This is a genomic window from Saccharopolyspora sp. CA-218241 (assembly GCF_050954615.1).
Lineage (GTDB): Bacteria > Actinomycetota > Actinomycetes > Mycobacteriales > Pseudonocardiaceae > Saccharopolyspora > Saccharopolyspora cebuensis.
The window spans coordinates 4,477,772-4,501,693 of record NZ_CP191860.1; the positions used below are offsets into that span (position 1 = coordinate 4,477,772).

24 protein-coding genes are annotated in these 23,922 nt (G+C 72.7%); 7 read left to right on the top strand and 17 right to left on the bottom strand.

From position 1 onward, the window contains the following. Nucleotides 1-35 precede the first annotated feature (35 nt). Nucleotides 36-560, top strand: coding sequence for an amino-acid N-acetyltransferase (locus ACQP0T_RS21290; RefSeq protein ID WP_433869664.1), 525 nt, complete (start codon nt 36-38; stop codon nt 558-560). Between the two features lie 29 nt (nt 561-589). Here ACQP0T_RS21290 and ACQP0T_RS21295 read toward each other — a convergent pair whose 3' ends face one another. Together ACQP0T_RS21295 and ACQP0T_RS21300 are read right to left on the bottom strand one after the other, a co-directional pair. Then, nucleotides 590-1,180: an RloB family protein gene (locus ACQP0T_RS21295; protein ID WP_433869665.1), complete on the bottom strand. Its 591-nt coding sequence runs from the start codon at nt 1,178-1,180 to the stop codon at nt 590-592. Further along, entirely contained in the window at nt 1,177-2,472 is a 1,296-nt protein-coding gene (locus ACQP0T_RS21300; protein ID WP_433869666.1) for an AAA family ATPase, read from the bottom strand. Before ACQP0T_RS21300 ends, ACQP0T_RS21295 begins: the two co-directional genes overlap by 4 nt. A gap of 237 nt (nt 2,473-2,709) precedes the next feature. Here ACQP0T_RS21300 and ACQP0T_RS21305 point away from each other — a divergent pair, with 237 nt between their 5' ends. Continuing rightward, complete coding sequence (locus ACQP0T_RS21305) at nt 2,710-3,288, top strand: phospholipase (RefSeq protein WP_433869667.1); 579 nt, start codon at nt 2,710-2,712, stop codon at nt 3,286-3,288. 91 nt (nt 3,289-3,379) lie between these two features. Here ACQP0T_RS21305 and ACQP0T_RS21310 read toward each other — a convergent pair whose 3' ends face one another. Together ACQP0T_RS21310 and ACQP0T_RS21315 are read right to left on the bottom strand one after the other, a co-directional pair. Further along, a complete protein-coding gene (locus tag ACQP0T_RS21310) occupies nt 3,380-4,609 on the bottom strand; it encodes a sialidase family protein (protein ID WP_433869668.1) in 1,230 nt (409 codons plus the stop codon). 111 nt (nt 4,610-4,720) lie between these two features. Beyond that, nucleotides 4,721-7,231 carry a DNA translocase FtsK gene (locus ACQP0T_RS21315; protein WP_433869669.1) on the bottom strand — a complete coding sequence of 837 codons (2,511 nt, stop codon included), beginning with the start codon at nt 7,229-7,231 and terminating at the stop codon, nt 4,721-4,723. A 116-nt stretch (nt 7,232-7,347) separates the two neighbouring features. On the opposite strand from ACQP0T_RS21315, the gene ACQP0T_RS21320 reads away from it, so the two are divergent. Beyond that, entirely contained in the window at nt 7,348-8,172 is an 825-nt protein-coding gene (locus tag ACQP0T_RS21320) for a lysophospholipid acyltransferase family protein (protein ID WP_433869670.1), read from the top strand. Between the two features lie 62 nt (nt 8,173-8,234). On the opposite strand, the gene ACQP0T_RS21325 is transcribed toward ACQP0T_RS21320, so the two are convergent. The 5 genes from ACQP0T_RS21325 to thyX all read right to left on the bottom strand — a co-directional run bounded on the left by ACQP0T_RS21325 (nt 8,235) and on the right by thyX (nt 12,964). Continuing rightward, on the bottom strand, nt 8,235-8,495 hold the full coding sequence (locus ACQP0T_RS21325) for a hypothetical protein (protein WP_433869671.1): 261 nt from the start codon (nt 8,493-8,495) through the stop codon (nt 8,235-8,237). Between the two features lie 212 nt (nt 8,496-8,707). After that, nucleotides 8,708-10,393, bottom strand: a complete 1,686-nt coding sequence (locus ACQP0T_RS21330; RefSeq protein WP_433869672.1) for a ribonuclease J — start codon at nt 10,391-10,393, stop codon at nt 8,708-8,710. 29 nt (nt 10,394-10,422) lie between these two features. Further along, the gene (gene dapA, locus ACQP0T_RS21335; protein WP_433869673.1) at nt 10,423-11,367 is read right to left on the bottom strand and encodes a 4-hydroxy-tetrahydrodipicolinate synthase; all 945 of its coding nucleotides are present in this window, start codon (nt 11,365-11,367) and stop codon (nt 10,423-10,425) included. Nucleotides 11,368-11,506: 139 nt separating this feature from the next. Then, entirely contained in the window at nt 11,507-12,133 is a 627-nt protein-coding gene (locus ACQP0T_RS21340; RefSeq protein WP_345355287.1) for a TIGR03085 family metal-binding protein, read from the bottom strand. Nucleotides 12,134-12,211: 78 nt separating this feature from the next. After that, complete coding sequence (gene thyX / locus ACQP0T_RS21345; protein ID WP_345355290.1) at nt 12,212-12,964, bottom strand: FAD-dependent thymidylate synthase; 753 nt, start codon at nt 12,962-12,964, stop codon at nt 12,212-12,214. 155 nt (nt 12,965-13,119) lie between these two features. Between thyX and ACQP0T_RS21350 the strand changes: the two genes are divergently transcribed. Together ACQP0T_RS21350 and ACQP0T_RS21355 are read left to right on the top strand one after the other, a co-directional pair. After that, nucleotides 13,120-13,668 (top strand): toxin-antitoxin system HicB family antitoxin, encoded by a 549-nt coding sequence (locus tag ACQP0T_RS21350; protein ID WP_433869674.1) that lies wholly within the window; start codon nt 13,120-13,122, stop codon nt 13,666-13,668. A gap of 588 nt (nt 13,669-14,256) precedes the next feature. Then, nucleotides 14,257-14,700: a DUF4097 family beta strand repeat-containing protein gene (locus ACQP0T_RS21355; protein ID WP_433869675.1), complete on the top strand. Its 444-nt coding sequence runs from the start codon at nt 14,257-14,259 to the stop codon at nt 14,698-14,700. Nucleotides 14,701-14,806: 106 nt separating this feature from the next. On the opposite strand, the gene ACQP0T_RS21360 is transcribed toward ACQP0T_RS21355, so the two are convergent. Continuing rightward, nucleotides 14,807-16,009, bottom strand: a complete 1,203-nt coding sequence (locus ACQP0T_RS21360; protein WP_433873801.1) for a winged helix-turn-helix domain-containing protein — start codon at nt 16,007-16,009, stop codon at nt 14,807-14,809. Between the two features lie 91 nt (nt 16,010-16,100). Here ACQP0T_RS21360 and ACQP0T_RS21365 point away from each other — a divergent pair, with 91 nt between their 5' ends. Together ACQP0T_RS21365 and ACQP0T_RS21370 are read left to right on the top strand one after the other, a co-directional pair. After that, entirely contained in the window at nt 16,101-16,661 is a 561-nt protein-coding gene (locus ACQP0T_RS21365; RefSeq protein ID WP_433869676.1) for an N-acetyltransferase family protein, read from the top strand. Nucleotides 16,662-16,773: 112 nt separating this feature from the next. Beyond that, nucleotides 16,774-17,265 (top strand): VTT domain-containing protein, encoded by a 492-nt coding sequence (locus ACQP0T_RS21370; RefSeq protein WP_433869677.1) that lies wholly within the window; start codon nt 16,774-16,776, stop codon nt 17,263-17,265. 131 nt (nt 17,266-17,396) lie between these two features. Here the strand turns inward: ACQP0T_RS21370 and ACQP0T_RS21375 are convergent, their stop codons facing one another. From ACQP0T_RS21375 to ACQP0T_RS21405, 7 genes are all read right to left on the bottom strand, one after another. Next, nucleotides 17,397-17,864 carry a hypothetical protein gene (locus tag ACQP0T_RS21375; protein WP_433869678.1) on the bottom strand — a complete coding sequence of 156 codons (468 nt, stop codon included), beginning with the start codon at nt 17,862-17,864 and terminating at the stop codon, nt 17,397-17,399. Continuing rightward, nucleotides 17,864-18,622: a 4-hydroxy-tetrahydrodipicolinate reductase gene (gene dapB / locus ACQP0T_RS21380; protein ID WP_433869679.1), complete on the bottom strand. Its 759-nt coding sequence runs from the start codon at nt 18,620-18,622 to the stop codon at nt 17,864-17,866. The genes ACQP0T_RS21375 and dapB overlap by 1 nt, the downstream gene beginning before the upstream one ends. A gap of 146 nt (nt 18,623-18,768) precedes the next feature. Continuing rightward, complete coding sequence (locus tag ACQP0T_RS21385; RefSeq protein ID WP_433869680.1) at nt 18,769-20,109, bottom strand: M16 family metallopeptidase; 1,341 nt, start codon at nt 20,107-20,109, stop codon at nt 18,769-18,771. 99 nt (nt 20,110-20,208) lie between these two features. Further along, nucleotides 20,209-22,461: a polyribonucleotide nucleotidyltransferase gene (locus tag ACQP0T_RS21390; protein WP_433869681.1), complete on the bottom strand. Its 2,253-nt coding sequence runs from the start codon at nt 22,459-22,461 to the stop codon at nt 20,209-20,211. A 262-nt stretch (nt 22,462-22,723) separates the two neighbouring features. After that, nucleotides 22,724-22,993, bottom strand: coding sequence for a 30S ribosomal protein S15 (gene rpsO, locus ACQP0T_RS21395; RefSeq protein WP_345355319.1), 270 nt, complete (start codon nt 22,991-22,993; stop codon nt 22,724-22,726). A gap of 331 nt (nt 22,994-23,324) precedes the next feature. After that, the gene (locus tag ACQP0T_RS21400; RefSeq protein WP_433873803.1) at nt 23,325-23,768 is read right to left on the bottom strand and encodes a 2'-5' RNA ligase family protein; all 444 of its coding nucleotides are present in this window, start codon (nt 23,766-23,768) and stop codon (nt 23,325-23,327) included. Continuing rightward, nucleotides 23,726-23,917 carry a hypothetical protein gene (locus ACQP0T_RS21405; protein ID WP_433873887.1) on the bottom strand — a complete coding sequence of 64 codons (192 nt, stop codon included), beginning with the start codon at nt 23,915-23,917 and terminating at the stop codon, nt 23,726-23,728. The genes ACQP0T_RS21400 and ACQP0T_RS21405 overlap by 43 nt, the downstream gene beginning before the upstream one ends. Between the last annotated feature and the right edge of the window lie 5 nt (nt 23,918-23,922).

Sequence of the window (23,922 nt, forward strand, 5' to 3'; positions counted from 1 at the left end):
GTGACCCGTGCGGGCCGCGGCGCTACGATGACGCCATGCATGACTATGCGGCATCGACGATAACGATTCGCCGAGCGCGGATCGACGACGTCCGGACCATCAAGGAGCTGGTCGACGTCTACGCCGGTCAGGTGCTGCTCGCCAAGGAACTCGTCACCCTCTACGAGGACGTCCAGGAGTTCTGGGTCGCCGAGGCCACCGGCGACCACCCCGCCCGCGTCGTCGGCTGCGGCGCGCTGCACGTCCTGTGGGAGGACCTCGCCGAGATCCGCACGGTCGCCGTCGACCCCGTCGTCAAGGGCCGCGGCGTCGGCCACCACCTCGTCGACCGGCTCGTCGCGCTGGCCCGGGAGCTCGGCCTGTCCCGCATCTTCGTGCTCACCTTCGAGACCGCGTTCTTCGGCAGGCACGGGTTCGCCCCGATCGACGGCGCCCCGGTCACCCCGGAGGTCTACGCCGAGATGCGCCGCTCCGCCGACACCGGCGTCGCCGAATTCCTCGACCTCGCCCACGTCAAGCCCAACACCCTCGGCAACACCCGGATGCTCCTGCACCTGTGAATCCCTAGCAACGACCGGGCACCAACGCCCTAGTAGCGACCGGGCACCAACGCCCGCACCAACCGCCACATCCCGGTCGACGGGTTGCGGTGGTGCTCCAAACCTGCCGCGCACCGGCCTTCGGCCCGCTGCACGGCAGCGGCGACACCGGGCGCGAAATCCGCGAAGTCGAGGGTCGTCTTGTCGTAGTGCGCCACGTGCCGACGCAGCCGCCGGATCACTTCGGAACCGTCCCGGAACGCCTCCCCGCTGTCCTCGAAGTGCAGCAGCAACCAGTACTCGAAGCAGACGTTGGACACGGCGACCTGGACCCCGGCCTTGCGCGCCGCCGCCAGGGCGGGGGCCAGGTCGAAGGAATCCACGTCGACCACGCACCACACCTCGTCATAGTCGCGGGAGTGCAACTCGCGAATCTTCACCGCCTTGCGCACCAACGTCGCCGGGTCCACGGCCGTGCACTGGCCCGTGACTCGCGCGGACTCCGGGTGCGACGCGCATACCGCCTCGACGTAGTCCTTCTCGGTCCGGGCAGCGCCGTACACCACGAGCAGAATGGGACGTGACTCCTGCTGCGGCGGCCGTCGGCGCCGGGTGTTCTCCCGCCGAGTGCGCTGGGTCACCGACGGCTCCCGACCGCCGCGACGAAGTCGGCGTGGTCGAGCTCCGGGACAGCGCCGTAGCTGCCGCGCAGGTATCGGCGTTCGGTGTTCTCGCCCTTGCGCGGCTTGAAGTCGCTCAGCGGGTACAGCTCGCTCGCCCCGTCCTCGGCCTTGCGCACGAACCACACCTCGTCGCGGTGGAGCACCTCGTCGTCGAGCATCGTCCCGAGCAGGCTGGTGTCGTGCGTGGTGAACAACAGCTGAGCTGCGTGTGGATTGGTGCGTTCGTCCCGGAACAACCCGATCAGCCGCGCGGTCAACAACGGGTGCAAGGAGGAGTCGATCTCGTCGACCAGCAGCACCGAGCCTTGATCCAGCACGGTCAGGGCGGTGGGGATGAGCCGCAGCCACGACTGCGTGCCCTGGGACTCGTCTTCGACATCAAAGGGCTCGTCCGGATCACCGTGCACCAGCTTGATGCGGTGGACGGTGGCGCCCACCCGATCCCGGATGAGTGCGTAGCGCTCACGCCACCGCACCACGTCGGCCTGCGAGCCTGCTTCCTCGGCTCGTTTGAGCTCGCGCTCCGCCTGCTCGGCGCGGCGCCGCCACGTCGGGTCCTCCACTTCCTCAGCGACCACATCGGTGATGCCCAGATCCGCCGCCCTGAGCAGGTCGACCACCTTCCGCCGCGTCTCGTCATCGCGAGCGACATAGCGGACGCTCGAGGACACCGACCGCCGTTGATGAGCGAACACGAGCTCCTGGCTGAAGAACCGGTATACCGGCGTTGCGAACTCGATGTTCGACTGGACTGCGACGCTGAGCAGCAGCGCGTTCGAGCGGGTCATGTCCTCCAGCACGTCGAGCTTGGCGCGTGGCTCGGCGAGGGTGGAACCGAACTTCACCTCGCCCCCCTCGCGCTCGAAGACCACGCGCGTCTTCTTCTTCGGATAGGCGTAGAGCCACTCCTCCAACACGCGCTCGTCGTCGACGGCGAAGCCGTAGGTGTAGGCCTCGCCGCCGGTGACGAACTCCGCGACGAAGACCGACGGGACCAGCGCGGAGTCCGGGGCGAGCCGGAAGCGGGTGCGGGGGACCCCGTCGAGCGCGTCCCAGTCGCTGAACGAGTCCCGGACCGCCGACCGCATGAAGCGCAGCCCGTCGAGCAGGTTCGACTTGCCGGAGGCGTTCGCCCCGTAGACCGCGGTCACCGGCAGCGCGCCACGCTGCTGACCGGTCCCGGGCATGAGGAGGAGCTCCTGCTCCTCCCGGAACGACCGGTGGTTGCCCAACCGGAAGCTTCGCAGCACGTGACACCTCCCTCGGCGACTTCTGACGCCGTCCTGCGCAAGTAAATCGCACGAAAGCCCCGTTGGGTATGGCTCTCGGCTGGATTCGCACCGATCGGCTGGTCCGGGTGCGGGCGTGCCCCGTCCGGGTGGTGAGTGTCAGCCGTTCACGTGCCGCACCCCGCAACGCCACTCGCGCACCTCGGGCACCGGCTATAACACGGGTTGTCGTCCGCCCCCGGACCCTTGGAGCTCATCGTGCCCAGCACCGCCGCGCGCCGCCCCCGGCGCGGAGCCGTGGTCACCGCGGCCACCGCGACCGCCCTGCTGTTCAGCGCCGGGACCGCCCACGCCGACCTCACCCCGGACCAGTTGCGGTCCACCACCGACCACTACCTGTTCGAGCTGAGCATCGACGCCTTCGCCAAGACCCGGGCGCAGCGCCCGCACGCGCCCCAGCTCGACTGGGCGTCCGACAACTGCTCGATGTCGCCGGACCAGCCGCTGGGCTACGACTTCCGGGAGAGCTGCCAGCGGCACGACTTCGGCTACCGCAACTACACCAAGCAGCAGCGGTTCACCGAGCCGAACCGGAAGCGGATCGACGACAACTTCCGGGACGACATGTACACCGCCTGCGGCGCCGACCTCGGCTGCCAGGCCATCGCGGAGGTCTACCACTTCGCGGTGCGGCAGTTCGGCGACACCGCCTCCTCCACCGCCGACGCCATCGACCAGGCCAACATCAGCGCCTTGGTGAACCCGGTCGGCGACCTCCTCGCCGTGCGCGCGGTCGACGCGCGCGGCGCGGTCGTCGAGGTCGACGTCCAGCCCTGACTTCCCCGAGTCCCGGAGTGAGGGGCACCTTCATCCGAGTAAGCCGGATGAAGGTGCCCCTCACTCGGGTTCCGAACGGGTGACCCGGCGGTCAGCTCCCGTCGAGCGGGTGCGGCGGGACGCCCGGGCCGGCCGCGTCCGCGCCGCCGATCGGGCCCACGCCGACGAAGGCCTCGCAGGGGCCGCCGATGTAGTGCTCGAAGTCCGTGGTGACGTGGATGACCGACTCGCCGTCGGCGGTCGGCAGCGTGGTCGGGCTGAAGTTCCGGCAGGTCCCGCCCTGGTTGTACGAGATCCGCACCGGCGCCGGGATCTCCCGCCAGCCGCCGGGGGTGGACGGATCGGGGTCGTGCAGCAGCGTCCGGCCGTTGCCGGGCGCCAGACCGCCCCGGTCGTGCGCGAGCATCTGGTAGCCGAGCAGCAGCCCGCCGTCGGGCGTGGTGCTGATCGTCGGGGTGCCCAGCGGCTGGGTTCCGGTCTCGGACACCACCTCGGTGCCCAGCGCGCCCGGCGGGCCGAAGTCCCAGCCGTCCTCGGAGGTGCGCGTCCAGACGGTGCAGACGTGCACCGGGTCGTAGTTGCAGAACTCGTAGACCATCACGTACGTGCCGTCCGGCAACCGCCGGACCCCGGCCATGCCCGGTCGCACGGCGAAGTCCGGGTGGGTCACGGTCTCGCGCGGGGCGGACCAGCGGATCCCGTCGGAGGACCGGGACTGCACGAGCTTCTGGTCGTGCGCCGGATCGCCGTCGTCGGAGTAGAAGACGGCGAGGTCGCCGTCCTCGGTGACGGTGAACTCCGGTTCCCACACCCCCGGCCCGACGGGCGCCTCGACCACCGTGGACAGGAACGACCAGGTGCGGCCGTGATCGTCGCTGCGCCACACCCGGATGCTGCTGCGCCGCTGCTCCGCGTCGGCGCCGATGCCCGCGGTGCCCGCCCACAGCAGCGTCCCGGCGGGCATGTCACCGACCCGGCGCGGCAGCTCGTAGAGCGTCGAGCAGCACATGCCGCGCTCGTCCTCGCCCGCCGGATCGCGGATCTCGCCGATCTGCCGGAACGTCGCGCCGTCGTCGCGGCTCTCGTGGATCACGGCGAACCCGGTGCGATCGGCGTAGGTCGTCATGCTGGCCAGCACCCGGCCGTCGGCCGCGCCGGAGTGCTCCAGCCGCACCAGCCGGGGATAGCTGCTGCCGCCGACCCGCAGCAGCTCGCCCTTCTCCACGTCCGCGGCGCCCGGTGGCTCGGCTGCGGCGACACCCGCGGTCAGCAGCGCGAACACCGCCGCGACCGCTGCGGCGCGGAACTTCCGGGACACCATGCGCGCACCCTCCGGTAGCTGATCGGCGGCGCGAACGTATCGGGCCGGTCAGCGCGGAGGAACCGCCCGCAGCAGCGCACCCGTTCGTCCGTCCGGAGCAGCGGCCGGGTGTCAGCCCTCGTCGGCGGGGGGTCCGCCGCGGATCGCGGTGAGAGTGGCGTCCAACTCATCGGGCTTGATCAGCACGTCGCGGGCCTTGGACCCCTCGGAGGGCCCGACCACACCCCGCGACTCCAGCAGGTCCATCAGGCGGCCCGCCTTGGCGAACCCGACCCGCAGCTTGCGCTGCAGCATCGAGGTGGAGCCGAACTGGCTGGTCACCACCAGCTCGGTGGCCTGCAGCAGCACGTCGAGGTCGTCCCCGATGTCGGAGTCGACCTCCTTCTTCTCCCCGGGCTTGGCGGCGGTGACGCCGTCGGTGTACTCGGGGTCCTGCTGCTCCTTGCTGTAGGAGACGATCCGGTTGATCTCGTCGTCGCCGACGAACGAACCCTGCACGCGGGCCGGTCGCGACGCCCCCATCGGCAGGTACAGCGCGTCGCCCATGCCGATCAGCTTCTCGGCGCCGGGCTGGTCCAGGATCACCCGCGAGTCGGTCAGCGACGACGTGGCGAACGCCAGCCGGGACGGCACGTTGGTCTTGATCAGGCCGGTCACCACGTCCACCGACGGGCGCTGGGTGGCCAGCACCAGGTGGATGCCCGCCGCGCGGGCCTTCTGGGTGATCCGCACGATGGCGTCCTCGACGTCGCGCGGCGCGGTCATCATCAGGTCGGCCAGCTCGTCGACGATGGCCAGGATGTACGGGTACGGCCGGTACTCCCGCTCGCTGCCCGGCGGCGCGGTGATCTCGCCGGAGCGCACCTTGGCGTTGAAGTCGTCGATGTGCCGGACCCGGTTGGCCTGCATGTCCTGGTAGCGCTGCTCCATCTCCTCCACCAGCCAGGCCAGCGCGGCCGCCGCCTTCTTCGGCTGGGTGATGATGGGCGTGATCAGGTGCGGGATGCCCTCGTACGGCGTCAGCTCGACCATCTTCGGGTCGATCAGGATCATCCGGACCTCGTCCGGGGTGGCCCGGGCCAGCAACGACACCAGCATCGAGTTCACGAAGCTGGACTTGCCGGAACCGGTGGACCCGGCGACCAGAAGGTGCGGCATCTTGGACAGGTTCGCGGTGACCATGTGGCCCTCGATGTCCTTGCCCAGGCCCATCACCAGCGGGTGGCTGTCCTTGGCGGCCTCGCCGGAGCGCAGCACGTCGCCGAGCCGGACCATCTCGCGGTCGCTGTTGGGCACCTCGATGCCCACCGCGGACTTGCCGGGGATCGGCGCCAGCAGCCGCACGTTGTCGGTCGCCGCCGCGTAGGCGATGTTCTTGGTCAGCGCGGTGATCTTCTCGACCTTCACGCCGGGGCCGAGCTCGACCTCGTAGCGGGTGACCGTGGGACCCCGGGTGAAGCCGGTGACCTGCGCGTCGATCTTGAACTGCTCCAGGACGGCGGTGATCGCCTCGATCATGGAGTCGTTCACGCGGCTGCGGGTCTTGGGCGGTTCCCCGCCGGTGAGCACGTCCAGCGGCGGGAGCTGGTAGTCGCCCTCGACGGTCCGGCTGGTGAGGCCCTTGCCGGTCCGGGGCAGCTCGGGCGCCGGAGCGGCCTCGGCGGTCTTCGCGGGCTTGGTCTTCGCGGGTTTGGCCGCCTTCTCGGGCTGGGCCGCCGGGGCGGGTTCGACGTCGTCCAGCGCGAGCTGCTCGTCGTCGGCCATCGCGGCCTGGCGGCGGCGCGCGGGGCGGCGGAGCTTGGTCGTCGGCTGCTCGCTCGCCTCCTCGGCGGCCTCGGCGTCGGACTGGCCGAACCGGCGCAACCGCTCGGGGATCTCGCGGACCGGGGTGCCGAGCAGCACCAGCAGCCCGAACAGGCCGATCAGCACCAGGACCGGCACCGCGACCCACGGGGTGAGGCCCTGCGCCAGCGGTCCGCCCGCCACGAAGCCGAGCGCGCCGCCCGCGTGCGTCCAGCCAGCCGGGTCCATCGGGGCGCCCGCCACGATGTGCAGCACGCCGAGCACGGTCACGACGAGCAGGAAGGAGCCGATCACCACCCGGGGCCGGGCCTCCTGGCTGTGCTCGGTGCGCATCAGGACCACCGCGGACCCGGCGAGCACCAGCGGCAGCACCGCGGCCGCCGAACCCACCACCGAGCGCAAGGCGGTGTCGAACCACTGCCCCACCGGGCCGCCGGCCTGCCACCACACCCCGGCGGCGGCGACCACCGCGACGGCCAGCAGCACCAGGGCCAAGCCGTCCCGGCGGTGCGCGGGATCGAGCTCGCGGGTCTTGCCGAACGCGCGGACCACGCTGCCGACGCCCCGCGGGACGGCGGACTTCCCCGAGCTCGCGGGCTTCTTCGAGCTCGTGGACCTCCTCGGGCTCGCGGGCTTCTTCGAGCTCGCGGGCTTCTTCTTCGGAGCCGGGCGGGGGGCGTGCGTCGAACCGGACGCGGGCTTCGTCGAACCGCTCCGCGTTCCACCCGACCGGGTGCTCTTGGTACCCGAACCACTACTCCCCGTGGTCGACTTGCCGCGCGTCGAGCTCCGACCACCACTCGATGTCCGGCTCGTCATGCCCCACACGGTAGCTTTCACCCACCTCTCCCGTCACACCAGGCACGGTGCCCCGGGTGCGCGCGTCCGGACGTTCCGCTCCGCCCGGGGAGCCGCTCGTGAGATCCTCGGCCACCATGGTTGCCCTGCCGTCCGGACCGCACGAGCCGACACGCCGCCACGACACCTCGGAGACATCGCGGGTGTGGCGGTCGCTCATGCTGGTCGACCGCTGGATCGTCGGGCTCGCCGGACGCCTGGTGGTCACCGGGGACCTGCCGGACGAGGTGCGCGGGCGCCCGGTGCTGCTGACCGCCAACCACATCGGCGACTTCGACGCGCTCGTGCTGATCGCCGCGTGCCGGGCCCGCGGAGCGGCCCCGCGCATCCTGGCCACCGCCGGGCTGTTCGACGCCCCGGTGCTGGGTGGCGTGCTGCGCTCCGCGCAGCACATCCGGGTCGAGCGCGGTGGCGTCACCGCGACGGCGGCGCTGGAGGCCGTCGGCGCCGCCCTCGCCGAGTCCTCGCGTCCGGTGCTGGTCTACCCGGAGGGGCGGATCAGCCTCGAACCCGGCCTGTGGCCGGAGCGCGGCAAGAGCGGTGCCGCCCGGATGGCGCTCGCCGCGGAGGCGGTGGTGGTCCCGGTCAGCCAGTGGGGCGCGCACGAGGTGCTGCACTACGGCGAGCCGACCGTGACCGGGGCGCGCGACCTGCTGGCCCGGTTCCGCTCGTTCTGCCGGGGAGTGCGCCGCCGCCCGGCCCTGCGGGTCCACTTCGGACAGCCGGTCGACCTCTCCGACCTGTCCGCCGAGCGGGTCGGCGACGCCGTGCGCGCCCGGGACCGCATCATGCGCGCCATCACCGACGGCCTGGTCCCGCTGCGCGCCGACGAACCCGACCGGCCGCGCCACCACGACCCCACCCGCCCGGTCAACGACAAGCGCAGCCCCTGGCGCCCGTGACCCGGCTCCGGACATGACGGCGCCCGGCCTCCCCGTGGGGTGGCCGGGCGCTGGTCTCGTCGTCAGTCCACGATCGGGGCGTTGACGCAATCGGGGGACTGCGGCGAGGCGATCGGCACGATGATGCCGAGGACCGCCACGTTGTTGCCGCACAGGTTGAGCGGCAGCAGGTTCAGGTTGTTGTCGTTGAGCAGGTTGACGCCGTCGTTACCACCACCGTGGTGGTGGTGGCCGTACCCGCCGTCGGCGAAGGCGGGCGACCCGATGGCCGTCAGGGCGGCGGTGGCAGCGGTGGCCGCGAGGATTCGAACGGAAGTACGCACTTCAGACCCCAATCTCACGAGCGACGAGCTTCTCGCCGATCCTGGGGGCTGTGCCCTCCGGGTCGGCGCATTCCACCCTCGCAGCGGCCACCCGGGCGGGCCTGCCGTGTCCCGCCAACGTGTTCGTCATCCACCCGTTCGAGCAGGCGATCACGACTTCTCGTGATCAACTACCTGGTCGGGCGACCACGATCAGCCGCGCGACGGGGTGATCAGGCGTCGACCGGGACCACGTTGGGCACGATCATCGGGCGCCTGCGGTAGGCCCCGGCCACCCAGCGACCGACCACCCGGCGGACCGCCTGGGCGATGCGGTGCGTGTCGGTGATCCCCTCGGCCTCGGTGCGGGCCAGCTCCATCTCCACCAGCGGCACGACCTCGTCCAGCGCCTTGGGATCGTCGGAGAACCCGCGCCCGGACAGCGTCGGCGCCGACACCGCGCGGCCGGTGGCGGTGTCCACCACCACCGTGATCGAGATGAACCCGCCCTCGCCGAGCACCAGCCGGTCCGACAGCGTCGACTCGCCGACGTCGCCGACCGACAGCCCGTCCACGTAGACGTGCCCGACCTCGAGCCGCCCGGCGATCGTGGCGATGCCGTCGATCATGTCCACCACGACGCCGTCCTCGGCGATCACCACCCGGTCGGCGGGCACCCCCGTCAGGGTGGCCAGCTCGGCGTTCGCCCGCAGGTGGCGCCACTCGCCGTGCACCGGCATCACGTTGCTGGGCCGCACCGCGTTGTAGAGGTAGAGCAGCTCGCCCGCCGAGGCGTGCCCGGAGACGTGGACCTTCGCGCCGCCCTGGTGCACCACCTCGGCGCCCAGCCGGACCAGCCCGTTGACCACGCCGAACACCGCGGTCTCGTTGCCCGGGATCAGCGAGCTGGCCAGCACCACGGTGTCCCCGGCGCGGATCTTGATCTGCTTGTGCTCGCCGCGGGCCATCCGGGACAGCGCGGACAGCGGCTCGCCCTGGGAGCCGGTCGAGACGAACACGACCTCGTGCTCCGGCCGCTCCAGCGCCTCGTCGAGCTCGACGAGCAGTCCGTCGGGCACCTGGAGCAGGCCGAGCTCGGCGGCGATGCCCATGTTGCGCACCATCGAACGGCCCACCAGGCACACCTTGCGCCCGTGCGCCTGGGCGACGTCGAACACCTGCTGCACGCGGTGCACGTGGCTGGCGAAGCACGCCACGATCACCCGCTGCGTCGCCTTGCCGATCACGCCGTCGAGCACCGGCCCGATCTCGCGCTCCGGGGTGACGAACCCGGGGACCTCGGCGTTGGTGGAGTCGACCAGGAACAGGTCGACGCCCTCGTCGCCGAGCCGGGAGAACCCGGCCAGGTCGGTCAGCCTGCCGTCCAGCGGGAGCTGGTCGAGCTTGATGTCGCCGGTGTGCAGCACCACGCCCGCCGGGGTGCGCACCGCCAACGCAAGTGCATCCGGGATCGAGTGGTTGACCGAGAAGAACTCCAGGTCGAACTGGCCGTGCGTGCTGCGCTGGCCCTCGGCGACCTCGATCAGCTCCGGGTTCAGCCGGTGCTCGCGGCACTTGGCGGCCAGCAGCGCGAGGGTGAACCGGGAGCCGACGACCGGCAGGTCCGGGCGCATCTTCAGCAGGAACGGCACCGCGCCGATGTGGTCCTCGTGCCCGTGGGTGAGCACCAGGGCGTCGATGTCGTCGAGCCGGTCCTCGATGGCGCCGAAGTCCGGCAGGATCAGGTCCACGCCGGGGGCGTCGTCCTCGGGGAACAGCACCCCGCAGTCCACGACCAGGAGGCGGCCGCCGAACTCGAAGACGGTCATGTTCCTGCCGACCTCGCCGATCCCGCCGAGGGCGACGACCCGGAGACCGCCCCCGGCCAGCGGCGGCGGTGGCGCCGACGTCGGCTTCACGGGGTGACGCTCGGTGGTCGTCTGTTCGCTCAAAGCTGGTTCACCTCTGCTGCGGCATCCGGATTGACCAGGACCAGTCCAGCATCCCACAGGTCGCTGGTGATCAACCGGACCTGCTCCTCGGTCGCCTCGGGCAGCGGGAGCCGGGGCTGACCTGTCTCGTAACCGCACAGCCGCATCGCGGTCTTGGCGAAGATGACCCCGCCGACGCCGTTCATCGCCCGGTACACCGGCAGGAGTCCGTTGTGGACCTCGCGGGCCGTGGTGATGTCGCCGCTCTCGTGGGCGTCGAGCATCCGGCGCAACCGGTCGCCGACGATGTGCCCGATGACGCTGACGAACCCGACCGCGCCCACCGACAGCCACGGCAGGTTCAGCGGGTCCTCGCCGGAGTAGTACGCCAGGTCGGTCGAGGCCATCGCCTCGCTGCCCGCGAGCAGGTCGTGCTTGGAGTCCTTGACCGCCCGGATGCGGGGGTGCTCGGCGAGGCGCTTGAGGGTGTCGACCTGGATCGGCACGACCGAGCGCGGCGGGATGTCGTAGAGCATCACCGGCAGCTCGGTGGCGTCGGCGACCGCCCGGAAGTGCTGGAGCAGCCCCTCCTGCGGCGGGCGCGAGTAGTACGGCGTCACCACCAGCAGCCCGTGCGCCCCGGCGCGCTCCGCGTCGCGCGCGAGCTCCACCGAGTGCTCGGTGTTGTTCGTCCCGGCACCGGCCACCACGGTCGCGCGGTCGCCCACCGCCTCCACGACGGCGCGCAGCAGGCGCTGCTTCTCGTCGTCGGTGGTGGTGGGGCTCTCCCCGGTGGTGCCGTTGACCACCAGGCCGTCGTTGCCGATGCTGTCGACCAGGTACGCGGCCAACTCCTGCGCCAGCCGCACGTCCAGTTTCCCGTCCTCGTCGAACGGCGTGACCATCGCGGTCAGGACGCGGCCGAACGGGCGGCCCGGGGCAGCGGTGGGGCAGTCGGTCATGCCCCTGACGCTACCTTGGCCCGGCACTGGTCAGGACGCCTGGACGGCCTTCGCCGCGGACGGCGGAAACCCTCGGGCGAGGGACCGCCGAGGCGGTCGATCTTCCGGCCCGCGCTCGATCCGGAACGCGGGATTTCCGCTACAGGTGCCGCCGCAGGTCCTCCACCGCGAGCACGTCGGCGTCGCTGCCCTCGAAGGTCACCCGCGTCTGCGCGCGGCCGAACGCGTGCAGCAGGAGCTCGCCGGGCTCGCCGAGGATGCGGATCGTGCGCGGCCCCCGCTTGGCGGCGATCTCGGTGCCGTCCGGGCGGCGCAGCACCACGCCGACCGGGCTGCGCCCGTAGAACACCTTCGCCATCCGGCTCAGCGACCGCCACAGCGCTTCGTCCCGAGCCGGGTCCGCCGGCCGCGGCTCCCAGCCGGGCTGGGCGCGGCGCACGTCCTCGTGGTGGACGAAGAACTCCGCGGTGTTGGCCGCCTCGTCGACACCGGACAGGCCCATCGGGTTCCACTTCGGCGGCCCCTGCCGCACCTGGCCGACCAGCTCCGGCCACGGCAGCGCGCGCAGCTCGGACTCGATCCGCTCGCCGCGCTCGGCAAGCTTCTTCACCAGCCGCCCGGCCAGCGCGTCCGGTCGCCGCTCCCGCACCACGAGGTGCACGGCCAGGTCCCGGGTGCTCCACCCCTCGCACAACGTCGGGGCGTCCGGCCCGACCCGGTCGAACAGATCGCACAACTGCGCACGCTCATCGCTCGCCACACCCATGCGCCCACTCTAGTGGGCGCGGCGCCGATCGGGGCCGAACCGGGCGGGCGCGCCGCCGCGACGCACCCGCCGCGGCGGTCAGCCCTCGGTGACGTACGGGCTGGAGGCGACCTCGCTGCCGTCCTTGAGCGCGGTGATCTCGAAGTCGCTGAACACGTTGGCCACGTTCTTCTGGAGCTGGCGCAGGCACTCGATGGCCAGCGCGCGGATCTCCACGTCGGCGTGCTCGCTGGCGCGCATCGCGATGAAGTGCCGCCAGGCGCGGTAGTTGCCGGAGACCACGATCCGGGTCTCGGTGGCGTTGGGCAGCACCGAGCGGGCGGCCTGCCGGGCCTGCTTGCGGCGCAGCGTGGCCTTCGGCTCGTCGGCGAACTTCTCCTGCAGCGCGCCCAGCAGCTCCGTGTAGGCCGCGACGCTGGCCTCGGTGGCCGCGACGAACTTCGCGTGCAGCTCCGGGTCCTCGGCGATGACGTCGGGCTCGACCATCGCGGCGTCGCGCTCGGGCACGTAGCGCTGGGAGAGCTGCGAGTAGGAGAAGTGCCGGTGCCGGATCAGCTCGTGGGTGAGCGAGCGGGACATCCCGGTCAGGTAGAACGACACCGTCCCGTGCTCCAGCACGGAGAGGTGGCCCACCTCCAGGATGTGCCGCAGGTAGCCGGCGTTGGTGGCGGTGGCCGGGTTGGGCTTGTTCCAGGACTGGTAGCACGCGCGTCCGGCGAACTCGGCCAGCGCCTGCCCGCCGTCGGCGTCGGTCGACCAGGCCACGTCTTCCGGCGGGAAGAACTCGGTCTTGCCGATGAGCTGCACCTTCGGCCGCACGATCTCGGTCACGCGGGCGGTCCCCTTTCCTGCTGGTCGCGGTGGCGCTCCGGCCACCGCGGGCGTCTCCCCCTTGCGGCTGTCGAGCGTAACCGCCGACCCCGTCGGCACCGCACGACGCCAGCCGCCCGGTTGCGCGACGCCGCGGATGACGCCATAGTGACGTCATGGATCTGACTCCCTACATCGACCAGCTCCGCGACGACCTCAACTCGGCGGCCTCCGCCGGCGACGAGCAGACCCGGCAGACCGCGGCGGTGCTCTCCGGCGCGATCGAGCCCGCGGCCCGGCTGGCCATCATGAACGCGCTGTCCGACCTGGCGGCCGAGGTCACCGCGCACCTCGACGGGCAGGTCGTCGACCTCCGCCTCGCCGGGCGCGACGTCCGGGTGGCGGTCAGCGGCACCGGCGGCCAGGCCGACGAGTCCGGCGCCGAACCGCCGCCTCCGCCGCCGCCCATGGACGGCGGTGACATCAGCCGCATCACCCTGCGCCTGCTCGACGAGATCAAGGGCCAGGCCGAGCACGCCGCCTCGTCGCAGGGCGTGTCGCTCAACACGTGGGTCGCCCAGGCGGTGCAGGGCGCGCTGCAAGGCGGGCGCGGGCGGTGGGAGCAGCACTCCCGGCCCGGCCGCCCGCAGGGCGGACGCGGACCGCGGCACGGCGGCTGGCCCGGCGCCGGCGGCTCGCGCGTCCGCGGCTGGGTGCAGGACTGACCCTCCCGACCGCAGTAGCGCCCGCCGCGCAGACCATCGGCGACACCGCCACCCGCCCACAGGCACCCAGGAGGCGACCATGACCTCGAACCCCGGATCCGCCGACGACCCGACCGACAGCGCAGGGGGGCCGGCGGAGCTGGTCCGCAGGCAGGACTTCGACACCCCGGGGCCGATCACCGTCGACATCGGCAACGGCCTCGGCCCGGTGGTGGTCGAACTGTCCGACACCACCACCACCCACGTCGAGGTCCGGCACGACGCGGGCCCCGCCCTCCCGGACTGGCGCGCCGGGCTGTCCGGGCTGCTGAACTGGGTCAGCGACCAGTTCGGCGACTCCGGACCGCTCGCCGGGGCCGACGCCCGCGCCCGCGAACCCGTCGAGGAGGCCGTGCGCCGCACCCGGATCGACCTGGCGGGCAACCGGCTCGCCGTCCGAACCCCCACCACCTCACCGCTGCGCGGCGTCCCGCTGGCGGTGCGGGTCCAGGCGCCGCAGGACTCCGAGATCACCCTGCACACCGGGACCGGCGAAGTCACCGTCACCGGCGTCGCGGGCCGGGTCTCGGTGCAGGGGGCTCGGGGGCGGTGGCCATCGCGCACGCCGCCGACCGGGCCAACGTGCGCAGCGGATCGGGCCCGCTGCGGCTCGGCACCATGGCGGCGGGGGTGCAGGCGCGCAGCGGCAGCGGTGACGTCGAGATCGCCGCCGTCGAAGGCGCCTCGACCGTGGCCACCGGCAGCGGTGCGGTGTGGCTGGGCAGCGTGTCCGCCGACGTGCTGGTGCGCTCGGGCAGCGGGGACATCGCGGTCGCCGACGCCGCCGAAGGCGAGGTCGAGCTGATCACGGGGTCCGGCGAGGTCGTCGTCTCGCTGCGGCGCGGCGTCGCGGCGGAGGTCGACCTGACCTCCTCCACCGGCTCGGCGACCAGCGACCTCGACGTGACCGACGAGCCACCGGCCACCGAGCCGGGCCTGCGGGTGTTCGCCCGCACCGGCAACGGCGACGCGACCCTGACCCGCGCCGTGTGACCGGCCTGCGGTGCCGGATGCGCCGCATCCCGGAACCCGGGCAACCGGCGCTCGGGTGCGGGGCACGTTCATCCGGCGCAGTCGGGTGAGGTGCCCCGCACCTGGTTCAGACGCGGGCGCGCAGCGGGGCGGCGAGGTCGCCGCGGTCCCCGACCCGCACGCCGGACAGGCCCAGCCACTCGGCCATGTCGCGCAACGCACCGGCGAGCTCGGTGGCCACCGCCTCGCGGTCCCGCCCCGGCTCGGCGAACGCACCGGGCACCCGCAGCACCCCGGCGGCGCGGTCGGCCTTGAGGTCCGCCCGGGCCACCAGCTCGCCGTCGAGCAGGAACGGGAAGACGTAGTAGCCGTACCGGCGCTTGGCCTCCGGCACGTAGATCTCGATGCGGTAGCGGAAGCCGAACAGCCGCTCGGCGCGAGACCGCTCCCAGATCAGCGGGTCGAACGGGGACAGCAGCGCGCGGCCGGTGATCCGGCGCGGGGTCCGCGCGGACTCGTGCAGGTAGGCGGGCTGGCTCCAGCCGCGCACCGACACCGGCTCCAGCACCCCGGACTCGACGAGCTCGGCGACCGCCTGCCTGCTGCGCGGGGGATCGAGCCGGTAGTAGTCCCGCAGGTCCGGTTCGGTGGCCACCCCCAACGCCTGCGCCGACCGCTCCACCAGCCCCCGGATCGCGTCCTCGTCCTCCGGTTCGCTGCCGAGCACGTGCGGTGGCAGCACCCGTTCCGGCAGGTCGTAGAGCCGTTCGAAGCCGCGCCGGGCACCCGTGGTCAGCGCGCCCATCGCGAACAGGAGCTCGCAGGCCCGCTTGGTGTCGCTGCGGTCCCACCAGGGCCCCCGGCTGCCGCGCTGCTCCCCCAGCTCGCGCTCCAGCGCCCCGGCCCCGACCGGTCCGAGCTCCTTGACCGCGGCGAGCACGTCATCGACCAGGTCCGGCGAGCGCTCCAGCAGTTCGCGACCGCGCTTGCGCCACGACCCGCCGTACTCCCGCATCCGCCAGCGCAGCAGCGGCCAGTCCTCCACCGGCACCAGCGACGCCTCGTGCGCCCAGTACTCGACGAGCAGCCGGGGCCGCCGGGCCCGGTGCGTCCAAGCCGCGTCGTCGACCAGCTCCGCCGGGTAGCCGCCGAGCCTGCTGAACAGCGGCATGTAGTGCGCCCGGACCGCGACGTTGACCGAGTCGAGCTGGAGGAGCTTGATCCGGCCCAGCACCCGCCGCAACTGCCGCCTGCCCACCTCGCCCGCCGGGCGCGGATCGGCGAAGCCCTGCGCGGCCAGCGCGGTGCGGCGGGCGGCGGCGGCGTTCATCGTCTGCACGCCTCGATGGTGCCAGCGACCTCCGACAGCCCTGGCCTGGTGGTGTCACCGCGTGCCCGGACCGGCACGTTAGTTTGGGGGCATGGCCGACGCCGACGTGCGCGACGCGACCCCTTCCGATGCCGCCGACATCGCCCGGATCCAGCTGGCGACCTGGCGGACCGCCTACGCCGACCTGCTGCCGCCGTCCGTCATGGCGGAGCTGGACACCGGCGCAGCCGAGGCCCGGTGGCGCGAGGCGGTCGACGGGCCGGTCACCGTGCTCGTCGCCGAGGAGGGCGGCCGGCCGGTCGGGTTCGCCGCGGGCGGTCCGGCACCGGCCGAGGAGTCCGCGTCCGCCGACGGGTCCGCCCCGCCGGACGCCGACTCGGTCGCCCTGGTCGGCACCGTGCTGGTCGAGCCGAGGTGGGGGCGGCGGGGGCACGGCGGTCGGCTGCTGGTCCGGCTCGCCCAGCAGCTCGGTCGGAACGGCGCGACGCGCGGGATCGCGTGGGTGGCCGAGGCCGACCAGGCCACGACGTCCTTCTTCCGGGGGGCGGGCTGGGCGCCGGACGGCACCGTGCGGACCCTCGACGCCGCCGGACGCCCCCTCCGCGAGCTGCGGCTTTCCGGTCCGCTCGACCTCGAACTCGACCTGGCGTGACGCCGCGGCGACCGCACGTGCCCGGACGAGGACTGCTACGGTCGGCCGCACCGCGCCCGGCGGCACCGCCGCCCCACGCGGTTCGCTCGTCCGGACGTTCTGGGGGACGACCGTGCTGACCGTGATCGGACTGCTCTCCACCACCTTCGGTGTGTCGGTGGCCTCGGCCCTGCTGCCGTTGATCAGCATCGAGCTGTTCGTCGTCGGGTTGCTGCTCAAGGGGCCCGAGATCCCGTGGTGGGTGCTGGCGCTGGTGATCGCCACCGGCCAGATCGGCGGGAAGCTGCTGCACTTCTACGCCGCGCGCGGCGCCATCCGGTTGCCGAAGGTGCTGCGCCGCCGCGCCGACCGGGAGCAGCGGCCCGGGCGCTGGCGGGACTGGATGCAGCGCTTCCGCGCGACGTGCCGCCAACGGCCCCTCTGGACCGGTGGGGTGCTGCTGATCAGCGCCACGGCGAGCCTGCCGCCGTTCGCCGCGGTCGCGATCGGCGCCGGGATCGCCAAGGTGCCGCTGAGCACCTTCCTCGTGGCGGGCTTCACCGGCCGGTTCGTCCGCTTCGGCGTGCTCGCCGCCGCCCCGGGTCTCGTCGGCACCTGGATCTGACCACCCGTCCGTGAACTGAGTGAGGGGCACCCTTGCCCAAGTTACTTGGGCAAGGGTGCCCCTCACCTACGTCCCGTTCGGGTGAACCGGGGGCCGGGGCCGCTCGGGTGCTCACCCGTCGGTGGGTGGGATCAGCGGTCGGCGCGTTCCAGGTCGATGGCGCGGCGCATCGCCTTGCGGCCCCGGTTGCGGTCACCGGCGAGGTCGTAGGCCTGCGCGAGGGCGAACCAGCGGCGCCAGTCCTGCGGGGCGGCTTCGAGCTCGGCCTGCTTCTCGTCGAACCAGGCGTCGGCCGCCTCCCGCTCCACCCGGCCGGACGGGCGGGTGGGCAGGTGCGAGACGTCGGGCAGCTCGTCGGCGTCGTGCAGCCGCCGCGCCAGCCGTTCGGTGCTCGCCCCGAAGCGGAGCTGGTCGGCCACCAGCACCGCGCCGAGCACGGGGAACACCAGGATCGCCAGGCCCAGCGCGAGGAACACCGGCTGCCCGCTGCTGATCATGGTGATCGCCCGGCCGCCCATCACCACCAGGTAGACCAGCAGCGCCGCGGCGATCAGGAACGCCGCGCCCCGCGCGTTGAGCCAGCGCCGCCGCTCGGCCATCACAGCCCCAGCAGCGGGTCGAGCCCCACGGTCAAACCGGGCCGGGAGCCGATCTCCCGCACGCCGAGCAGCACGCCGGGCATGAAGGAGCGGCGATCGTAGGAGTCGTGCCGGATGGTCAGCGTCTCGCCCTCGGTGCCGAACAGCACCTCTTGGTGCGCGACCAGCCCGGCCATCCGCACCGAGTGCACCGGCACCCCGTCGACGTCGGCGCCCCGCGCCCCGTCGAACTCCTTGGTGGTGGCGTCCGGCATCGGGTCCAGCTCGGCGTCGGCCCGCGCCCGCCCGATGACCTGCGCGGTGCGCGCGGCGGTGCCCGAAGGGGCGTCGGCCTTCTTCGGGTGGTGCAGCTCGACGATCTCGGCCGACTCGAAGAAGCGGGCGGCGAGCTCGGCGAACCGCATCGACAGCACCGCGCCGATCGCGAAGTTCGGCGCCACCAGCACGCCGACGCCGGGGCGTTCGGCGAGCCGGGCGCGGATCGCGTCGAGCTCCTCGGTGCCCAGGCCGCTGGTGCCCACCACGACGTGGATGCCGTGGTCGACGCAGAACTCGACGTTGGACAGCGCGGAGTCGGGGTGGGTCAGCTCCACGGCGACCTGGACCCCCGCGTCCACCAGGCCCGACAGCGGATCCTCCCGGTTCAGCGCGGCGGCCAGCTCGGTGTCGGCGGCCTCCTCGACGGCGCGCACCGCCTCCGACCCCATCCGGCCGCGGGCGCCGAGAACGCCGACCTTGATCGGAGCTGACGAGTTCACGTGCGGATACCTCCCTGCTCGGTGCTGCCCGGCAGTCTAAGGACCGCCACCCGAGCAGCTCGCGGCGGTGCGGCGATGCGGGCGCCTTCACCCGCGAGGGTCATGAAAGTGCCCCTCACCTGGCAGAAGATCACCTGGGCGGGTGGTCAGATCCCGGGTGGGAGGTCGTCGGGGGTCTCGTAGGGCCCCACGACCGCGGTGGTGAGCGGACGCCGCAGCAGGTCGGCGGCGAGCTCCGCGACGTCCTCGGGCGTCACCGCCTCGATCCGCTCCAGGGTCTCCTCGACGCTGTAGTGCCTGCCGTAGTTCAGCTCGCTCTTGCCGATGCGGCTCATCCGCGCCGCGGAGTCCTCCAGCCCGAGCACCAGGCCGCCCCGGAGCTGTCCCTTGCCGCGGGCGACCTCGTCCTCGCCGAGCCCGTCGGCGGCGACCTCGGCGAGCACCTCGCGGATCACCGCCGAGACCTCGCCGAGCCGTTCCGGGGTGCAGCCCGCGTAGACCGAGAACATCCCGGTGTCGGCGTAGGCACCGGTGCTGGAGTAGACGGAGTAGGCCAGCCCGCGCTGCTCCCGGATCTCCTGGAACAGGCGCGAGCTCATCCCGCCGCCGAGCGCCGCGTTGAGCACGCCCAGCGGGAACCGGCGCTCGTCGTGCCGGTCGTAGCCCCGGCAGCCGACCAGCAGGTGCGCCTGCTCGGTGTCGTCGGTGCGCAGGGCCAGCGGGCGCTGCCGCGGCAGCCTGGTCCGACCGGTGCGCGGCGCCTCCGGCGCGATCTCGCCGTCGAGCCGCCCGCCCAGCGCCTTGCGCACCAGCCGCAGCACCCGACCGTGCTCGACGTTGCCCGCCACCGACACCACCATTTTCGGCATCGCGTAGCTGCGCCGGTAGAAGCCGTGGACCCGGTTGCGGGTCATCGCCGAGATGGACTCCTCGCTGCCCAGCACGGAGCGCCCGAGCGGGTGGTCGCCCAGCAGCGCCGAGGTGAACTCCTCGTGCAGCAGGTCCTCGGGATCGTCGTCGCGCATCGCGATCTCCTCCAGGACCACGCTGCGCTCCACCTCGACGTCGGTGGCCGCGTTGACCGCGTCGAAGACCACGTCGCAGAGCACGTCCACGGCCAGCGGCAGGTCCTCGTCGAGCACGTGCGCGAAGTAGCAGGTGTGCTCCTTGCTGGTGAACGCGTTGAGCTCACCGCCGACCGCGTCGATCTCCTGCGCGATGTCCACCGCCGACCGCTTGGCGGTGCCCTTGAACAGCAGGTGCTCCAGGTAGTGCGCGGCACCGGCCTGCTGCCGGGTCTCGTCGCGGGAGCCGACCCCGACCCAGATCCCGACCGAGGCCGAGCGGACCCCGGCCACGGGTTCGGTGACCACCCGCAGCCCGCCCGGCAGCACGGTGCGGCGGACCGCGCCGCCGCTGGTGCGTCCGAGGACCCGGGTGGTGCCGGTCCGCTGGAGGTGCCCGGGGCGGCTCTGGTTCTGCTTCATCGTCCTTCGGTTTCGCTCGACAGCGGGGGCGCAGCGGTGCGGCCCGCCCCGGAGAGCTCCGGGACGGGCCGCGTCGTCAGGTGCGGGCGGGCCGCGGGATCACTGCTCGGCGCCCGACTCGGCCTTCTCCTCGGCCGGGGCCTGGTCGGCGGACTCGTCCTCGTCGACCGGCACCAGGCTGATCTTGCCGCGGCTGTCGATGTCGGCGATCTCCACGCGCAGCTTGTCGCCGACGTTGACCACGTCCTCGACCTTGCCGATGCGCTTGCCGTTGCCCAGCTTGGAGATGTGCACCAGGCCGTCCTTGCCCGGCAGCAGCGAGACGAACGCGCCGAAGGCCGCGGTCTTGACCACGGTGCCCAGGAAGCGCTCGCCGACCTTCGGGAGCTGCGGGTTGGCGATGGCGTTGATCTTGTCGATCGCGGCCTCGGCGGACGGACCGTCGGCGGCGCCGACGTAGATGGTGCCGTCGTCCTCGATGGTGATCTCGGCGCCGGTCTCCTCGGTGATCGAGTTGATCATCTTGCCCTTCGGCCCGATGACCTCGCCGATCTTGTCGACCGGGATGGAGATGGAGGTGACCCGCGGCGCGTGCGGGCTCATCTCGTCCGGCTTGCCGATGGCCTCGGCCATCACGTCCAGGATGGTGAACCGCGCGTCCCGGGCCTGGCCGAGGGCCTGGGCCAGCACCTCGGACGGGATGCCGTCCAGCTTGGTGTCGAGCTGCAGCGCGGTCACGAAGTCCCGGGTGCCCGCGACCTTGAAGTCCATGTCGCCGAAGGCGTCCTCGGCGCCGAGGATGTCGGTCATCGCCACGTAGTGGGTCTGGCCGTCGACCACGTCGGAGACCAGGCCCATCGCGATGCCCGCCACCGGGGCCTTGAGCGGCACACCGCCGTTGAGCAGGGACAGCGTCGAGGCGCAGACCGAGCCCATCGAGGTGGAGCCGTTGGACCCCAGCGCCTCGGAGACCTGCCGGATCGCGTAGGGGAACTGCTCCCGCGACGGCAGCACCGGCATCAGCGCGCGCTCGGCCAGCGCGCCGTGGCCGATCTCGCGCCGCTTCGGGCTGCCCACCCGGCCGGTCTCACCGGTCGAGTACGGCGGGAAGTTGTAGTGGTGCATGTACCGCTTCGTCGTCTCCGGGGACAACGAGTCGATGGTCTGCTCCAGGCGCAGCATGTTCAGCGTGGACACGCCCAGGATCTGGGTCTCGCCGCGCTCGAACAGCGCCGAGCCGTGCGCCCGCGGGACCACGCCGATCTCGGCGGACAGGTCGCGGATGTCGGTCAGGCCGCGGCCGTCGATGCGCACCTGGTCGCGGATGATCCGCTGCCGCACGAGCTTCTTGTTCAGCGACCGGAACGCGGCGCCGATCTCCTTCTCGCGGCCCTCGAAGGCCTCGCCCTCGCCGACGCCGACCTGGTCCAGGACAGCGGCCTTGAGCTCGTCGAGCCGGGCCTCGCGCTCCTGCTTGCCCGCGATCTTCAGCGCCTCGCCGAGCTCACCGGAAACGGCCTGCTCGACGGCGGTGAAGACGTCCTCGGCGTAGGCCGGGAACACCGGGAAGTCCTGCGTGGCCTTGCCCGCCGCCTGGGCGAGCTGCTGCTGGGCCTGGCACAGGGTGCGGATGAACGGCTTGGCGGCCTCCAGGCCGGCGGCCACGACCTCCTCGGTCGGCGCCTGGGCGCCGCCGTCGACCAGCTCCACGGTCTGCTCGGTGGCCTCGGCCTCGACCATCATGATCGCCACGTCGTCACCGACGATCCGCCCGGCCACGACCATGTCGAACACCGCGCGCTCGAGCTGCTCGTGGGTCGGGAACGCGACCCACTGGCCGTCGATCAGCGCCATCCGGGTGGCCCCGATCGGGCCGGAGAACGGCAGGCCGGAGCCCTGGGTGGAGGCCGACGCGGCGTTGATCGCCAGCACGTCGTAGAGGTCGCCGGGGCGCAGGCTCATCACCGTGACGACGACCTGCACCTCGTTGCGCAGACCGTCCACGAAGGACGGGCGCAGCGGCCGGTCGATCAGCCGGCAGGTCAGGATCGCGTCGGTGGAGGGGCGGCCCTCGCGGCGGAAGAACGAGCCGGGGATGCGGCCCGCGGCGTACATGCGCTCCTCGACGTCCACCGTCAGCGGGAAGAAGTCGAGGTTTTCCTTGGGCTGCTTGGAGGCGGTGGTCGCCGACAGCAGCATGGTGTCGTCGTCGAGGTAGGCGACGACGCTGCCGGCGGCCTGCTTGGCCAGCCGGCCGGTCTCGAAGCGGACGGTCCGGGTCCCGAACTCGCCGTTGTCCAGCACGGCGGTCGACTCGAACACGCCCTCGTCGATCGACTGCGGTTCAGTCAAGGTTGAACTCCTCATCGTTCACGTCTGTGCACGAGGCCCACGGCTACGCATCAGGGTCGTGGTCCGACGAGGCCGGCCATCGATCGAAGCTCTCGGGAAACGCTCTCCCCGGGAGCCACTACCGAGGACCGGCGGACACGCCCGCCCGCCGCCGTAGGCGCTCTGCGGTTGGTGGCGGCACCACCGCGCCGCCGGGTTCTCCCGGTCGCCGGGCGACCGAGCGCTGGGGGGAGCGACCGAGGCCGCTCCCCCCAGCGGTTCGTCAACGACGCAGACCGAGTCGCTGGATCAGCGAACGGTAGCGTTCGATGTCCACCTTGGTCAGGTAGTTGAGCAGCCGACGCCGCCGACCCACCATCAGCAGCAGACCACGACGCGAGTGGTGGTCGTGCTTGTGCTGCTTGAGGTGCTCGGTCAGGCCGGTGATCCGCTTGGTGAGCAGCGCGACCTGGGCTTCCGGAGAACCGGTGTCGCCCTCGTGCACGCCGTACTCGGCCAGGATCTGCTTCTTCTCGTCGGTGGACAAGGCCACTGTCGACTCCTCTTGCTCTGCGGTCCCGCGGTCACCGTTCCCGGCGGTGGCCGGGCGGTGCGGCCGGTGCCTGGCGGGATTCGACCCGACCCGGCGCGGTGAACGGCCCTTCGGGCACGCGCCGCGCGCCGCGACAACCGGGTAGGCTGCGGGCGGTCGGGACCGGAGCGACTCCGGCCCGGCGAACCCGTCCGAGGGACTCGGGCGGGCGATCCCGTTCGGGATGTCGAACCCGGGCACCGGCCGAATCCGGGGCACCAGCGGTATCCGGCCACCACGGACTGCAGCCGGACCCACGGACAGGGTACCAGGCGGTGCCCCCGCGACGGGGTTACCCGCCGGTCCGGCGCGTCACCGCGAGCCGGTGCACGATCTCGTACTCCGGACCGTTCCCGCCCTGGTCACTGCGCGTCAACCCGAGGTCGTCGGCGACCCACTCCGGCCCGCGGTAGCGCGCCAGCAGCCCGGTCAGCGCGGCGTCCGGGCGTCCCGCCGCCCACCGCGCCACCGTGAGGTGCGGCCGGAACAGCTCCGGATCTCCCCCGGCGGCGAGCACCGCGGCCCGCAGCGCCGACCGGTCCGCCCGCGCCACCGGGCGCACCCCGATCCACAGCACACCGCGGAAGGTGCCCGCGCCCGTCGGCCGCAGCCGCGGCGCGACCAGCCCCGGCACCCGCTCGTCGAGCCCGGCGGCCAGCGGCCCCGGCTCGGCCTCGCCGTGGAAGCACAGCGTCAGGTGCCACCGGCGGACCGGGGTGAAGCGGAACCCGCGCAGCCCCGGGTGGCGGCGGCCACCCGCGCCGGGTCCAGCGCGCGCAGCGCCGCGTCGAGGTGCCCCACCACCTCCGGCGACGGCCACAGCGCGGTGAACAGCTTCACCCGCTCGGCCCCCGCACCGCCGGGCCGGATCGCCGGGCCGGGCACGGGCC

Excerpts from the sequence above, each read along its gene's own strand:
- ACQP0T_RS21365 (WP_433869676.1), top strand. The coding sequence starts at position 16,101 with ATGGCCGACGCCGACGTGCGCGACGCGACCCCTTCCGATGCCGCCGAC.
- ACQP0T_RS21310 (WP_433869668.1), bottom strand. The coding sequence starts at position 4,609 with ATGGTGTCCCGGAAGTTCCGCGCCGCAGCGGTCGCGGCGGTGTTCGCG.
- ACQP0T_RS21315 (WP_433869669.1), bottom strand. The coding sequence starts at position 7,231 with ATGACGAGCCGGACATCGAGTGGTGGTCGGAGCTCGACGCGCGGCAAG.
- ACQP0T_RS21290 (WP_433869664.1), top strand. The coding sequence starts at position 36 with ATGCATGACTATGCGGCATCGACGATAACGATTCGCCGAGCGCGGATC.
- ACQP0T_RS21350 (WP_433869674.1), top strand. The coding sequence starts at position 13,120 with ATGGATCTGACTCCCTACATCGACCAGCTCCGCGACGACCTCAACTCG.
- ACQP0T_RS21360 (WP_433873801.1), bottom strand. The coding sequence starts at position 16,009 with ATGAACGCCGCCGCCGCCCGCCGCACCGCGCTGGCCGCGCAGGGCTTC.
- ACQP0T_RS21340 (WP_345355287.1), bottom strand. The coding sequence starts at position 12,133 with ATGGGTGTGGCGAGCGATGAGCGTGCGCAGTTGTGCGATCTGTTCGAC.
- ACQP0T_RS21320 (WP_433869670.1), top strand. The coding sequence starts at position 7,348 with ATGGTTGCCCTGCCGTCCGGACCGCACGAGCCGACACGCCGCCACGAC.
- ACQP0T_RS21375 (WP_433869678.1), bottom strand. The coding sequence starts at position 17,864 with ATGGCCGAGCGGCGGCGCTGGCTCAACGCGCGGGGCGCGGCGTTCCTG.
- dapA (WP_433869673.1), bottom strand. The coding sequence starts at position 11,367 with ATGACCGACTGCCCCACCGCTGCCCCGGGCCGCCCGTTCGGCCGCGTC.
- ACQP0T_RS21385 (WP_433869680.1), bottom strand. The coding sequence starts at position 20,109 with ATGAAGCAGAACCAGAGCCGCCCCGGGCACCTCCAGCGGACCGGCACC.